Annotated in this window: 14 protein-coding genes; 4 read left to right on the forward strand and 10 right to left on the reverse strand. The window is 59.6% G+C overall.

Translation table 11 applies throughout. The features are described from left to right. Positions 1–18: 18 nt before the first annotated feature. The gene (tssB, locus tag JTY93_RS14295) at positions 19–516 is read right to left on the reverse strand and encodes a type VI secretion system contractile sheath small subunit (RefSeq protein WP_205475626.1); all 498 of its coding nucleotides are present in this window, start codon (positions 514–516) and stop codon (positions 19–21) included. Between the two features lie 32 nt (positions 517–548). Beyond that, entirely contained in the window at positions 549–2093 is a 1545-nt protein-coding gene (gene tssA, locus JTY93_RS14300; protein ID WP_205475627.1) for a type VI secretion system protein TssA, read from the reverse strand. Between the two features lie 545 nt (positions 2094–2638). Between tssA and JTY93_RS14305 the strand changes: the two genes are divergently transcribed. Further along, positions 2639–3154: an Hcp family type VI secretion system effector gene (locus JTY93_RS14305; RefSeq protein WP_169992840.1), complete on the forward strand. Its 516-nt coding sequence runs from the start codon at positions 2639–2641 to the stop codon at positions 3152–3154. Between the two features lie 55 nt (positions 3155–3209). Here JTY93_RS14305 and JTY93_RS14310 read toward each other — a convergent pair whose 3' ends face one another. Further along, a complete protein-coding gene (locus JTY93_RS14310; protein ID WP_205475628.1) occupies positions 3210–4031 on the reverse strand; it encodes an aldo/keto reductase in 822 nt (273 codons plus the stop codon). A gap of 87 nt (positions 4032–4118) precedes the next feature. Continuing rightward, positions 4119–5144 carry an AraC family transcriptional regulator gene (locus JTY93_RS14315; protein ID WP_205475629.1) on the reverse strand — a complete coding sequence of 342 codons (1026 nt, stop codon included), beginning with the start codon at positions 5142–5144 and terminating at the stop codon, positions 4119–4121. 244 nt (positions 5145–5388) lie between these two features. On the opposite strand from JTY93_RS14315, the gene JTY93_RS14320 reads away from it, so the two are divergent. Continuing rightward, positions 5389–6309: a SphA family protein gene (locus JTY93_RS14320; protein WP_205518871.1), complete on the forward strand. Its 921-nt coding sequence runs from the start codon at positions 5389–5391 to the stop codon at positions 6307–6309. Between the two features lie 77 nt (positions 6310–6386). Here JTY93_RS14320 and JTY93_RS14325 read toward each other — a convergent pair whose 3' ends face one another. The 5 genes from JTY93_RS14325 to JTY93_RS14345 form a co-directional block, all read right to left on the reverse strand. Next, on the reverse strand, positions 6387–7598 hold the full coding sequence (locus JTY93_RS14325) for a DSD1 family PLP-dependent enzyme (RefSeq protein ID WP_205475709.1): 1212 nt from the start codon (positions 7596–7598) through the stop codon (positions 6387–6389). A gap of 68 nt (positions 7599–7666) precedes the next feature. Next, positions 7667–8995, reverse strand: a complete 1329-nt coding sequence (locus JTY93_RS14330) for a D-arabinono-1,4-lactone oxidase (RefSeq protein ID WP_205475717.1) — start codon at positions 8993–8995, stop codon at positions 7667–7669. Positions 8996–9072: 77 nt separating this feature from the next. Continuing rightward, positions 9073–9429, reverse strand: a complete 357-nt coding sequence (locus JTY93_RS14335; protein ID WP_205475631.1) for a c-type cytochrome — start codon at positions 9427–9429, stop codon at positions 9073–9075. Positions 9430–9583: 154 nt separating this feature from the next. Next, entirely contained in the window at positions 9584–10336 is a 753-nt protein-coding gene (locus JTY93_RS14340; RefSeq protein WP_205475632.1) for an outer membrane beta-barrel protein, read from the reverse strand. Positions 10337–10483: 147 nt separating this feature from the next. Continuing rightward, the gene (locus JTY93_RS14345; protein ID WP_205475633.1) at positions 10484–11317 is read right to left on the reverse strand and encodes an arylamine N-acetyltransferase family protein; all 834 of its coding nucleotides are present in this window, start codon (positions 11315–11317) and stop codon (positions 10484–10486) included. A gap of 160 nt (positions 11318–11477) precedes the next feature. On the opposite strand from JTY93_RS14345, the gene JTY93_RS14350 reads away from it, so the two are divergent. After that, positions 11478–11720, forward strand: a complete 243-nt coding sequence (locus tag JTY93_RS14350; RefSeq protein ID WP_205475634.1) for a DUF6555 family protein — start codon at positions 11478–11480, stop codon at positions 11718–11720. A 42-nt stretch (positions 11721–11762) separates the two neighbouring features. Here the strand turns inward: JTY93_RS14350 and JTY93_RS14355 are convergent, their stop codons facing one another. Next, positions 11763–11969: a DUF6021 family protein gene (locus JTY93_RS14355; protein ID WP_240357216.1), complete on the reverse strand. Its 207-nt coding sequence runs from the start codon at positions 11967–11969 to the stop codon at positions 11763–11765. A 150-nt stretch (positions 11970–12119) separates the two neighbouring features. On the opposite strand from JTY93_RS14355, the gene JTY93_RS14360 reads away from it, so the two are divergent. Next, positions 12120–12641: a DUF3087 domain-containing protein gene (locus JTY93_RS14360; RefSeq protein WP_205475635.1), complete on the forward strand. Its 522-nt coding sequence runs from the start codon at positions 12120–12122 to the stop codon at positions 12639–12641. Positions 12642–12644: the final 3 nt, after the last annotated feature.

The raw sequence follows: 12644 nt of genomic DNA on the forward strand, positions 1-12644 counted from the left end.
TCCTTTTTACTGAGTGGGTCATGCGGCAGGGCTGTTCAGCCCCAGTTCGGCCAGCACCCGCGCACGGGCCTGGTCATCGGCCAGGGCATTTTCTATGGCCTTGCGAAAACTCGGTGTGTTGCCCAGGGGGCCTTTGAGCGCAACCAGTGCCTCACGCAAGGCCATCAGCTTTTGCAATTGCGGAACCTGCTCGACCAGCTGGGCCGGATTGAAGTCCTTCATGGCGTTGATACGGACCTGGACGGCCAACTCGTCGGCTTCGTCTGTTTCCTGCAACCGATTGGGCACACTCAACGTCAGGCTCAAGGCTTGCTTGGCCAACACCTCATCCAGGGTGTTCTTATCGATACTGATGGGCTTGCGGTCCTCAACCTTGCGCGTGTCTTCACGCTGGGTGAAATCACCGAGGACCAACAGTTTCAGGGGCAGCTCTACTTCTTCCTGGGCACCGCCTATGGCCGGCTTGAACGTGATATTGATACGTTCCTTGGGGGCGACCGAACCTTCTTTGGCCATGTTGTTTCTCCTTTGCTTGATGACGGGAAAACCTATTGGAGTACAGCTTCAAGATCGATCTGGCACAGCTTGCGATGGACATCCTCCCTGCGCTCGCGCAGGCCATGGCCCTGGGGCAATACGTCGTAACAGGCGTACAGCAGTTGCAACACCTCAAGGGTCAGATCGGGCTCCCAGCGATACAGGCCGGCGTGCTGCAACTCCTGCTCGAGTTGTTCAAGCTGGATCCTGGCCAAGTCATGTTTGGCACCCTGGATACACAACCGAGCCAGGCCAAGGCGCCAGTAACAGCGCGCGCGATCACCCCGCGCAGCCTGCATGGCACTTTTGTAGGACTGGACCGCAACTTTCAGCCCCTCCTTGCGCAGCAGCGGGGCAACCGCCTGCAAGGCTTCCTCCCATGGCGCCGGACCGGCGCTGCCAATACTTCTGACCGGCACCGGTACTTGCAGGTGGCGGCTGACCTGGGTGTCGATCCACCCGCGGGTAGCGGCATCGGCAAAGGGCGCGCCATCGTGGAAGCGCAACTGGGCGACTCCGGGTAACCGTTGCAACAACAGGGCAAATTGAATCTCTGTCTCGACCATCGCCAGTTCGGCCTGCAGCGCCTGCAGGCACTCCCAGACCATGCGCACACCGTCAAACCAAAAAGGCGCACTCGCCAGGCTGGCTTCAAGCTCCAGCAGCAGGTCGGCGTAATGCCCTTGGGCAAAGCGCTCCTGATAGCGCTTGAGCTTGTCGGGCACCAGCCCGCGCAAGGGTGTTATCTGATCGCTGTTGCTATCGGGAAGACCGTTAATGCCCAGCCAGGCCAGGGTGCGGTTCAGGCGTAAGGCCCGCAGGTCGGTGGCGTTCTGGCGCAGCCACCAGGCACACAGGGGTCGAGCGTTGTCCTGCAGCGTGCGCAGGAGCTTGTGCACGTCTTTTTCGTTGTTCACCACCGACTCGGGCGCCAGCAGTTGAGTCGCCGCCTGCTTGACCTGGGCCACCACCGCGCTCACCCCGGACGGTGGCGAAGCGCTTTGCTGTAGCTTGTCCGCGAGCTGTCTGCGGGCTGCCAGCAGCAACGGAGCATCGTCCCCCAGGTGCCCAACCCATAGTTCGTCAAGGCACGCCAAATGCCCAGCCATGCACTGGAACAGAGAACGCTGCTCTCCGAGTGCAAAGTTCTGCGCCAGTACCGGCTCAATGCGCTGCATCAGCCAGCCAAAGGCCGCAATGCGGGTACGCAGCTTGATGGGATGTAGCGTCGCCCAGTGGTGCTCACAGAGGTAACGCAACATGCCAAGCCCGGCCAACAGGCCGGAAAAGGACTCACGCTGATAAAGGGCCCAGGTCAGCCAGGCAACCACCCGCAGATCCTTGGACTTGTGGCGCAAAAAGGCCTCGCATTGGTCCACCACCAGTTGCCAATCGGGCTGGTTGTTGCCATGGATCAACCGGGCCGTGTCCAATTCGTTTTCCAACGTTTCATACGCTGACGAATAACGGACGTCCGCCCCTGCAAAACAGGCAAGCGAGACCGGCGATCGGGCAACTTCCAAGTAATGCGCAGAAAGTTTGTCTGAATAAATCATGATGGGCCGCACTGTGCTGATCAATGCTGAATTAAAGCATGGCAAACAGCTATAAAAACGCCGACCCCATACTTGCTGAATTCCATTTTCGTGTTGCGATAAGTGCAAACAATAACAGCCAAATCTTATTGGGCAAGCCACTCAGGCACAGTTAAGTAGATTCCTACGAAGATAATGAAAGTTCGCAATTTTGTAGGCGCGCGCACTCAACGCCAGCGCCACACAGGCAGGCTGCCTGTTTTCAAGGAGCAAAGACAACGTCCAGACATGCGCAAAAACTTGCGCATTCTTTTCAATCACATCGCACTTAAACTAAATAGTCACCCTTCAATACCGAGACACGCGCAGTAGGCAATTATCTGCGCACTATTGCGCAAAAAAAGCTCAACTTATAAACCGCAAACCATACCGCCCACTTACCATTACCCGCGCTTTTCCAAGAAACACCCTTATTTCATTAGACCAACTATTATCCGGCACACTTCTTGTTAGCGGGTAATCGCGCCCTGTGGCGCTAACTTATCTATCAGGCAAGGAAACCAATCATGCCAACACCCGCATACCTCTCGATCACCGGCACCAAGCAAGGTTTGATCACGGCAGGCACGTTCACCCAGGATTCGGTAGGCAATATCTATCAGGAAGGCCACGAGGACCAGATCCTGGTCGAGGCCTTCCAGCATCAGGTCATCATTCCCCGTGATCCGCAGTCGGGCCAGCCCACCGGCCAGCGTGTGCACAAGCCGCTGATGATCAGCAAGGTATTCGATAAATCTTCACCGTTGCTGTTCAGCGCGCTGACGTCAGGGGAAATGGTCAAGTGCCGCCTGGAGTGGTATCGCACATCCTCAGCCGGTACCCAGGAGCATTACTTCACCATCGAGTTGGAGGACGCGATCATCGTGGATATCCAGTCTCGGATGCCCAACTGCCAGGACCCGGGAAATGCGCACTTCACTCACCTTGAAGATGTGCACTTCACCTACCGCAAAATCATCTGGACCCATGAGGTTTCGGGTACCTCAGGCTCTGACGACTGGCGCAGCCCGGTAGCGGGTTGAACCCGGCCACGGTGAAACGGTATAGCGGCAGGCACAACCGTTTCACCCAGGCGCATCACACCATCGCCAGCGGATGCTTGCGTATCGGCGCACCAAATACACGGTCGATGGCGTCAAGGTCATGTTCGTCGAGAACCAACTTGGCCGCTGCAGCATTGAGGCGCACGTGTTCGGGGGTGACGGCCTTGGGGATGGCGATGACACCGTCCTGGCGCAAGACCCACGCCAGGGCAACCTGGGCCGGTGTGACTTGATGCCGACGGGCAATCTGCTTGAGGGTGGGGCTGGCCAGCAGCTCCCCACCCTGGGCGATTGGGCAGTAAGCCATCAACGGCAGGTTATGTTGTTGCCACCAGGGCAACAGGTCGAATTCAATGCCGCGCTGTTCGATGTTGTAGAGCACCTGGTTGGTGGCGCAGGCGGGTGATGCCAGTTCCTGCAGGTCGGCTACGTCGAAATTGGACACGCCCCAGCGCCCGATCTTGCCGGCTTCGCGCAGCCGCTCAAAGGCTTCAACCGTTTCGGCAAGCGGGTATTGCCCGCGCCAGTGCAGGAGATACAGATCGATATGGTCGGTGCCCAAGCGTTTGAGGCTGGCCTCACAGGCACGGGGCACACCCGCTTTGCTGGCGTTATGCGGGTAGACCTTGCTGACCAGAAACACCTGGTCCCGGCGCCCTTGGATCGCCTGCCCGACCACTTCTTCGGCACCACCCTCGCCGTACATCTCCGCGGTATCGATCAGGGTCATGCCTTCGTCGATGCCCAATTGCAGCGCAGCAACTTGCGCTGTACGCAGTCCCGGATCTTCACCCATACGCCAGGTGCCTTGGCCGATAACCGGGACCGGGGTACCCGCCAGATCGATGGTGCGCATGCCAACCTCCAGATAAATGTGTGTTCCTCTAATGTGGCACTGACCGGGCAATAGGGTTCAATGCAATTGCATGGCCCGGCGGCGCCCTCATCCTACGCTGCGGAATGCGCTGGGACTGAGCCCCGTCCAGCGCTTGAATGCCCGGCGAAAGCTGCGTACATCGCTGTAGCCCACCTCTTGGGTGATGCGCTCGATGGACAGGCTCGGGTTGCCCAGCAAACCCATGCACCGGGCGCGACGCACCTGTTCCAGCAAGACTTCGAAGGTCAGCCCGTGGTCGGTCAGGCGACGGCGCAGGGTGCGGCCGCTCATGTTCAGGTCACTGGCGACCTTTTCCAGCTGGCTGCCCTGCAAGTCGCGGGAAATAGCACGTTCCACCGCTTGGATAAGGTCCATTTTCCGGTGTAGTTGGGCACTTTCCAGCTCCAGCAGGCCAAGGGCCTGGCGCAGTGCCAGAGGGTGGTGATTAGGCAATGGCACGTCGAGCCACCGGGCCTCCAGAACCATGCGGTTGTGCAGGCAGCCAAAGTGCACATCGTCACCGAACAAACGCTGGTACTCGGCGGCATACGCCGGTGGCGCGTGCATGAACTCCATGCGCAGTGGCTTGAACTCACTGCCCACCAGAGTCCGCCCGTAGATCATGAGGCTGGCGAAGAACTCCTCGGCGGCAAATACCTGGACCTCGGCAAAGGGCAACAGGCATTCCACATCGACCATGACCTGCTGCGCACCTTCGTGAATGCGTGAGGTGGCGATGCCGCCGGAGGTGTGTTGGTGGCGCTCGCCCACGGCAAAGGCATCGCGCAGGGTCTTGCACAGTGAGATGACATGCCCGAGCAGGCCCAGGGTGCCCAGCACGTTCTGATTGCCGACACACAGGCCCAGGCCCTGATCCGGCAAGACCTTGAGGGCACGCTGGATCATCGCCACGGCCTGGCGGTAGGAGATGCGCAACGCCGGGTCGTCCAGGTCTGTCAGGGTAAACCCCAGGCCACGGCACAGATGCTCGGCATTGGCGCCCTTTTGCGCCACGACCTGCCCCAGGGTTTGCAGGAGAAAAGGCGAAACCAGCGCCAATTCGTAGTGTGGATCAACGGTTTTGCTGTGCATGGATCTGCGATTCCCGACTCTATGCCCGGTTATTGTTTTAGAAACATTCTGACAATCATAGGTGCTTGCAAGGCTCGCCGCACTCTGAATGAACGCTGTCCGGCAAAGCCCCCCTATGTGGCCGCCAATACCCTGCCCTGCGGGGCGTCGAGGGCTTATTTCTATGGGCAAGGCTCCGATGAGGGCCGACGGTGCATTCATCCAACAATAATAATGAGCCCAGACATGAACCCGACCCGCGTGCTTGCCCCCCTGCCCCCTTGCCCTGGCCCTTGTCAGCCTGCCGACCCTGGCCACAGAGGGCGGCGTGGACAATATCGGTCCTGGTACCGATGGCTTTTACATCCTGCCACTGGATGTGGATCACCTGCCGGACCACATGTTCGCCTTCAACCTCTACTACAACCACTATGAAGCCACGAAGCTGGATATCAGCTCCCTCGGGGGCAAGGTGCCACAGGTGAAGATCCGCTCGGATGCAATTATCCCGCGCCTGGACTATCTGAGCCCGTTGCGGGTGTTTGGCGGGCGGCTCGGTGGCTACATCGCCCAGCCGTACCTCAAGCAACAAGTGGCGCTGTTTGGCATGTCTGACCAGCGCGAAAGCATGGGTGACACCACCATCGCACCGATCATCCTGTGGGACCTGGGCAAAAACCTGACACTGGGCGCCGCGGTGGAAATCACCGTGCCTACCGGTGAATACGACGCTTCGCGCCTGGCCAACACCAGCAACAATTTCTACACCTACAAGCCGCTGGTGTCAGTGACATGGCTGCCTGACGAGCGCACTGAGCTGTCGATCAAGACCACCTACAGTTTCAACCAGGAAAACCACGCGACGGACTACCGCTCGGGGCAGATTTTCCACTTCGATTACTCGGCCAGCTACAAAGTGACCGACAACCTGAGCCTGGGTATCAATGGCTACTACCTCAAGCAGACGACTGACGATAAGCAGTACGGGCGCACGGTCACCAATATCTACGGCGAAGACGTCGACGATGGGGTACGGGGCCAGGTGTTTGCGATTGGGCCGGCGGTGTACTTCACCTTTCTCAAGTACGCCAGCGCGGAGATCCGTTGGGCCAAGGAGTTTGATGTCGAGAACCGGCCGCAAGGCGATATGTTGTGGGCCAAGCTGACGATTCCGTTTGCCTTGTAGGAACCTTCTGTGGTGAGGGGACTTGTCCCCTCACCCATCCCCGACCACAGGTGGTTCCTACATTGGGATGCATCATTTCACCCGGTGTAAACCGGCCAGCTCTCGACGATTTTGCCGCCGCGCACCGCCAGCAGATCGCCAAACTGCAAGAGCACCGACTCGGTCTGCGCCGGGCGCAGGAACACCTGGTCGTCGACACTCAAGCCAACATTCGGTGAGCCATTGACCATCTCCTGGTTGGAGCTACGGCCATACAAGCCATTGCTTTGCAGGCCCGCAGGCGACTCGAAGTCGGCCATCCAGTTGCCACCATAGATAAAGAACGTGGCGCGTTGGTTGCGATCCCACCACGACAGTAGCCGGGACTTGTCGTCCAGCGCCGGGATGTTGACCGCACCGGTGCTTTTGAGGACGGGCGTGGCGATGTAGGCCGCAGGAACATGCTCACTCAAGGACGGCAGATCGTAATGCGTGGGCTTGAGCATCGCCGTGCCCACCGAGACCTCGCTGCTCAATTGTTCCTGCTCATGCATCCGGTAGCTGGGGCTGCCAGCGGTATTGAGTGTCAGATCGTCACGCCACAGCGTCGCAAACTGCTGGCGGCTGAAGTCGACAAAACCGTTGTAACGTTGCATGACCTTTTCGAACAGCGCCTGGGGCGATCCGAGAATGCCCGGCACGCCCATGCCGACAAATGGGTCGTAGCCCATGAAGCCGGCAAACTCCAGGTGCTGCGGATGCGCACGGATCAATCCCAGCATTTGCCCCAGCACTGCGTTGTCGCTGATACCGCCGCGATGCAGGCCCACGTCCAGTTCGATATTGATCCGCAGCCGTGTGCCCAGGCCCTGGGCCAGCGCCAGGTATTGTTGCAGGCGCTGCGGCGTGTCCAGCAACCACTGCAATTGCCGGGCGGGATCGAATGCCCCTTGATGATGTTGATAGAACAGCTCGGCCGAACGTACCGGCAACGGCTTGCCCAGCAGGATATCGGCGTCGGGAAACACTTGCGCGTCGTGGTTGAGAAAGGGTTGGTGAAACGACATCAAGCGCCGGGTCCCCGCGCGCTTGGCAATGTAGGCCAACAGGCCTGGTGCAGGCAGGGATTTCTCCACCAGCCGCAGGTGCTTGCCACCACGCTGCACCGATTGCATAACGATGTCGATGTTGTGATCCAGGCGATCCAGGTCAATCAGTAGCACCGGGCGCATTGGCCCGTGAGCCTTGAGCTGCTGGTTCAACTGGCGAAAATACTCGCTGTACGGCGACCCTCGGTCAGTCGGACGCAGCAGTGCCGCACCCGCCACTAGCAAGGCGCCGGCGCCCAGGGTACCGGCCATGAAGTGTCTGCGATTCATCAGGCAACTCCCAGGATTGAAGACAGGTGTGCATTGAGGAACTTGCCGCCAGGGTCGAGGGCCTGACGCACCCGCGCGAACTCGTCCCAGCGCGGATACAGGGCCTGCAGGGTACGGGCATTGAGGGTGTGCAATTTGCCCCAATGCGGCCGCCCGGCGTATTTCCAGAAGATCGGCTCGACGGCGGCGAAGAAGTTGTGGTGGTCCATGGTGTAGTGCTGGTGCACCGAGATCGAACAGCTGTCGCGGCCTTCAAACATGCTCAGGGGAATATCGTCAGCCTTGACGTAGCGGTACTCGATGGGAAACCAGGTGCGCAGGTCCTTGTCGCGGATCAGCTTGAGGATTTCCCGCAGGCAGGCCGGGCCGTGTTCGGCGGGCACCGAATATTCCATCTCGTTGAAACGCACATTGCGCACGTTGGCGTAGACCTCGAACGATTGCGCTACCCGCTCCTGGAAACTGGCGAAGTAGCGCAGACTGTTGAGCAGCGTGCGGCGCATTTCGGGAAAGTCGCTGGTGTATTTGTCGAGGTTTTCGATGATCGACACAAACTCATTGCCACCCGCCTCTGCCGGATCAATTGGCGGGGTTGGGGCGTCGGCGGTTTCGTTGAGGGCGATGGACAACGCGTAGTCGGAATGCGTCACCACCAACATCTCCCAGTGCTGGTTTTGCTGGGTGTTTTTCGCCACGTCCTCCAGCAGTTCTTCGGTCTTGGCGATCCATTGGCGTTCGCGCAAACGGTAGGGTTCGCGGTTTTGCAGGCGCACGCGGGTAGTCACGCCGAGCGCGCCCAGTGACACTCGCGCAGCATTGAACACCTCGGGTTCACGGGTGGCGTCGCAGTCCAGCACTTCGCCCTGGGCCGTCACCAGTTGCAGACCGGTGACACCGGCGGAATACGAGGTAAACCCGACGCCCGTGCCGTGGGTCGAGGTGGAGATGGCACCCGCCAGCGTCTGGTAGTCGATGTCCGCCATGTTCGGCAACGCCTGGCCGATCGCCTTGAGCGCAGGCCCCATGCGTGACATGGGTGTGCCGGCGGCGAAGGTGGCTTGCAGGGTACTGGCGTCGTGATCGAGTAAGCCATTGAAAAAACTCAGCGACAGCAACGTACCATCTGTCGGCACCAAGGCACTGAACGAATGACCCGAACCCACCGGGCGGATCTTGCCCGGGGCCTGGCGAATGACCTGCACCAACTCCTCCAGATCCTTGGGCGCCAGGCGCTCAAGGGGCAGGCAGCTTTGTGCACCCGACCAATTGCGCCAGGGGATCAAGCGCGGTGCCCGGGCCAATTGGGCCAGCGCCGGGTTACTGCTCATTGCCAGGAATGCACCGGCCACCGCCGAGCGCTGCAACAGTTGCCTGCGTGAAAGCACCATCACCTACCCCATTGTTGTTATTGGATATGAACACCGGCCATGAAACCGATCAGCCCGAGGAACTGCTCCTCGGAGCACTGCATGCACAGGCCCATCGGCGGCATGCCGTGGTAGCCGTTGAGGGTATGGTCCAGCAGGGTGTCCGGGCCTTGGGCGACACGCGGGCTCCAGGCCTGGCTATCGCCGGTCAGTGGCGCGCCGGATGCCGGGTTGGCGTGGCAGAGTTTGCAACTGCTGTCATAAATCCGGGCCAGGGCCGGATCGGTGGGGACGGCGGTGCTCGCCGTGGCAGGTTGCGGTGTGTCGTCACAGGCTGACAGCAGGCCAACCAAGGCCAGCAGCAAACCGATGCGACAGGAGGTCGTAGACCACATAGCCACCCTCTTTATTAGGTATGAACAACTGGGTTCACACTAAGTCAGTGGCGGCGCGGTGTTGAGGGTATTGGCGGACATAAAGGGGGCTTGGGCGGACAGGGTCGGGCGACCGGCGATCCATGACAGAAGGCCGGCGCCCGTGACAGCCGGCTTAGAAAGCCAGGCCGACCTTGAAGCCGTACTCATCGCGTTTGAGCTTGGTGTTATCGGCCACTTCGGAATCCGCGTCGAGCTTGTACTCAGTGCGGGTGTAGTACAGGCCAGCCATCACCGGCAGGTCGCCGTTCTGGTTCATCAGCAGGCTGACTTCGGCGTAGGGGTTAGTGCGGTCCTTGAGGTCCACGGTATCGCTGCCAATGCCGTCGACCTTGAGCTTGGCGCGGCCGTCGAGGGTGTGGCGGGCACCTACTTCGACGCGCATGGTCATGCTGTCGAACTGATGGTTGTACCCCAGCGCAGCCTTGGCAAACGGCGACTTGCTGGTGAGTTTCATGTCGTAGTCGCCGGAGTCTGGTTCATAGCGAGTCCAGCTATAACCACCACCGACCAGCACATCGACAAAGTTGCGCGCATCCAGCGCGGCGCGCCAACCCAGGTCGAGGTCTGCCTGGCCTTCCTTGAGTTTGTTGTCGCTTTTCTTGCCAAACTTGGCGTCCACACCGGCCTGGTAGATAAAGCCGGATTCAGCGGTCAGCTTGTTGCCGAAGTTATAGAACAGGCCGGCTTCGGGCATATGGTCCTTGTCGCTTTCACTGCCGCCTTCAAGCTTGAAGTCGTTGTAGCTGCCCAGGATACCGAAGGTGGAAATCGGGTCGGTGGACGGTGCAGCGAAGACCACGGCCGGTGCGGCTACCAAGGCCAGGACCGAAGAATTCTTGAGGATTTTTCCGAATAGTTTGGACATCGTTTCACATCTCCATTTTAGGGTGGGCAAATTATTCAGGAACCGGTTCGAACCCCCTGCTGCGCGAAAGGTTCGAATTAATTTGCCTTGATTTGGAGGTAAAACGCTTCAGCGAAGGCTCTGGATCAAGCCTCCTGGGCGCAGCTATTAAGTATCGGCCAATAACTGCGCGAGTTTGGGCCGCAGCTGTGGATGTTCGGGCAGACGCAAACCAAACGCCTCTTGCAGCAGCGCCAGCAGTTCGTCGACGTCGGTGATCTGGCGTTTCTCACTGTCCCGGCCCAGGTGATGGACGGCGTAGTTGCCATTGTTCAAGGTGCGACGCAACCCTGGTCCGATCAGGGCCACTTTCAACTGCCCCAGGAACGGCGAGTTGGGGTGAGTCGAGACATACCAGTTACCGATTTCGTAGTCGAAGTGCGACTGCGGCTGTAGGTCGAACACGTATAGCCCGCGCCATTCCTCGCCAACCTGGGCCCACAAGGTGTAGCTGTCGGCGTTCAAGGTCAGTCGATACGGTTCATGTGTGGTGGCCTGGGGCGCCTGAGTGTTCAGGCGCAGGGGGCTGGTGGGCACCATGCCACCAAAGCCGACATCGGTGATGTAGCGTTCGCCGTTTATTGTCACCAGGCTCAGGCGATGGGTGCGGGCGGTCAGCGCATCGGGGGGACCGCCCATCACCACGCGGCCAGTAATGCCCCGCGCGTCGAAGCCCAGCTCTTGCAGCAACGTCAGGAACATCTGGTTGAGCTCGTAGCAATAGCCGCCTCGCCCGTCCAGCAGGACTTTTTGTTCGACGCTGGCCAGATCAATGGGGACCGGCACCTGCAGCAGGGTCGAGAGGCTTTCGAAAACGAAGCGACTGACATGGCGCAATTGCAACTGGGCCAAGGTCTCGAGCGTGGGCGCTGGCGGTGTGTCATACCCCAGCCGTTGCAGGTACAGACGGCTGTGAGTCAGGCTCGGTGAATCCTGGGGCATGGCGCATTCCTTGGGCGTGGGGCGAAGGTTTCACTAATACCTGTAACCGGTGCCGCTGCCAATACTGATCTGTAGCAATAGGTCGACCTGTTACACCACAAACTTTCTGAACCTTTCTGAACCTAATTGCATCAACTCCATATCAAAACAGGGAGGCAATATGGGCACGGCAACGATCTACACCATCCATTACAGGCTTCACGGCGAACCCAAGTCCTTTGTGGTGCGGGCAGAGGTGATGAACAACGCCGAGGCATGGCATTGGGCCAGTTGTGATGCGGGGGTGGCTCACGTTGGGCGCATTGGCCGTCATGGCCATGAGCGCACGAAGAAAACCACCCGGCCATGGGCGGAGAAATACGGCATCACCGAGGTTACCTGGGTCGCACCCAAGCACTTGTAGTCGCTGGGTCCCAGCGATGATGCGCGTCAAGGATTAACACCGTTATCTGGGTTTTAGATTGCCCAAAGGATCATAAGCCGGCTGCTTGCCGGCTTTGTGCTTCTTGTCCAACGGGGCTATGGCTGGGCCGACGGGGTCTACCTGTGGGTCTGCCACATCCGGGGAGTCCGGGTCAAAACCCAAATCAGGCTGATCAGTGGCGTGTTCCGACGAGTGCGGGCCACCAGGCTTTTTCGATTGTTCAGTCACGGCCATCTCCTTCGCGTTGCTCACGATGCATACACTTCTTAGAGAAAACCCTGGCCGCCATCGTTCAACTTTCTCACGCCCACCCATAAACCGTGAGAAGATGCCGCGCCGCGCAATACCCCTACTTAGCTCATGGAGACTGCACCCCGCATGTTTGAGATCAAACCCGTCGATCCGCAAACCTATCGCCAGCAGACCCGCCGCAGCACGTTGATCGTCGCGGTGATCTTCGTCGCCCTGGCCATGCTGCTGTCGAGCCTGGCCGTGATGGTGTTTGGCGAGCCCGGCGGCGACAACTTCCGCTTCAATATCGGTGGTGTAGTGGCTGGGGTAGTGCTGACCATTGCCCTGGTACGCGGCCCGCTCTGGTCACAGGCGTGGCTGGCGCCGGCGGTCTATGGCTGGCAGCTCAAGCGCAACCTGATGCGGGTGACCAACGTGATGCACAAGGTGACCGAGCGGGCACAGGCCAACGATCCGAAGGCGCTCAAATTGCTGCGGTTCTATCACTTGGGGCTGACGCAGATGCACGAGCTGGACGCCAATTCCAGCGCACAGGCGCAACTGGTCGGCGAGATCGAAAAGCATAAGGCGCAGATGAAGGCGCTGGGAATCAAGACCGAGCAAACGCGCCTGGATCCGGCGTGGTTGAAGGCCATGAAGGACAACTGACTT

The organism is Pseudomonas hygromyciniae, assembly GCF_016925675.1.
Classification (GTDB): domain Bacteria; phylum Pseudomonadota; class Gammaproteobacteria; order Pseudomonadales; family Pseudomonadaceae; genus Aquipseudomonas; species Aquipseudomonas hygromyciniae.

Bases quoted from the DNA above. Each gene is read 5' to 3' on its own strand.
- JTY93_RS14330 (WP_205475717.1), bottom strand. From the start codon at position 8,995: ATGAGCAGTAACCCGGCGCTGGCCCAATTGGCCCGGGCACCGCGCTTG.
- tssB (WP_205475626.1), bottom strand. From the start codon at position 516: ATGGCCAAAGAAGGTTCGGTCGCCCCCAAGGAACGTATCAATATCACG.
- JTY93_RS14360 (WP_205475635.1), top strand. From the start codon at position 12,120: ATGTTTGAGATCAAACCCGTCGATCCGCAAACCTATCGCCAGCAGACC.
- JTY93_RS14310 (WP_205475628.1), bottom strand. From the start codon at position 4,031: ATGCGCACCATCGATCTGGCGGGTACCCCGGTCCCGGTTATCGGCCAA.
- tssA (WP_205475627.1), bottom strand. From the start codon at position 2,093: ATGATTTATTCAGACAAACTTTCTGCGCATTACTTGGAAGTTGCCCGA.
- JTY93_RS14315 (WP_205475629.1), bottom strand. From the start codon at position 5,144: ATGCACAGCAAAACCGTTGATCCACACTACGAATTGGCGCTGGTTTCG.
- JTY93_RS14335 (WP_205475631.1), bottom strand. From the start codon at position 9,429: ATGTGGTCTACGACCTCCTGTCGCATCGGTTTGCTGCTGGCCTTGGTT.
- JTY93_RS14340 (WP_205475632.1), bottom strand. From the start codon at position 10,336: ATGTCCAAACTATTCGGAAAAATCCTCAAGAATTCTTCGGTCCTGGCC.
- JTY93_RS14350 (WP_205475634.1), top strand. From the start codon at position 11,478: ATGGGCACGGCAACGATCTACACCATCCATTACAGGCTTCACGGCGAA.
- JTY93_RS14305 (WP_169992840.1), top strand. From the start codon at position 2,639: ATGCCAACACCCGCATACCTCTCGATCACCGGCACCAAGCAAGGTTTG.
- JTY93_RS14345 (WP_205475633.1), bottom strand. From the start codon at position 11,317: ATGCCCCAGGATTCACCGAGCCTGACTCACAGCCGTCTGTACCTGCAA.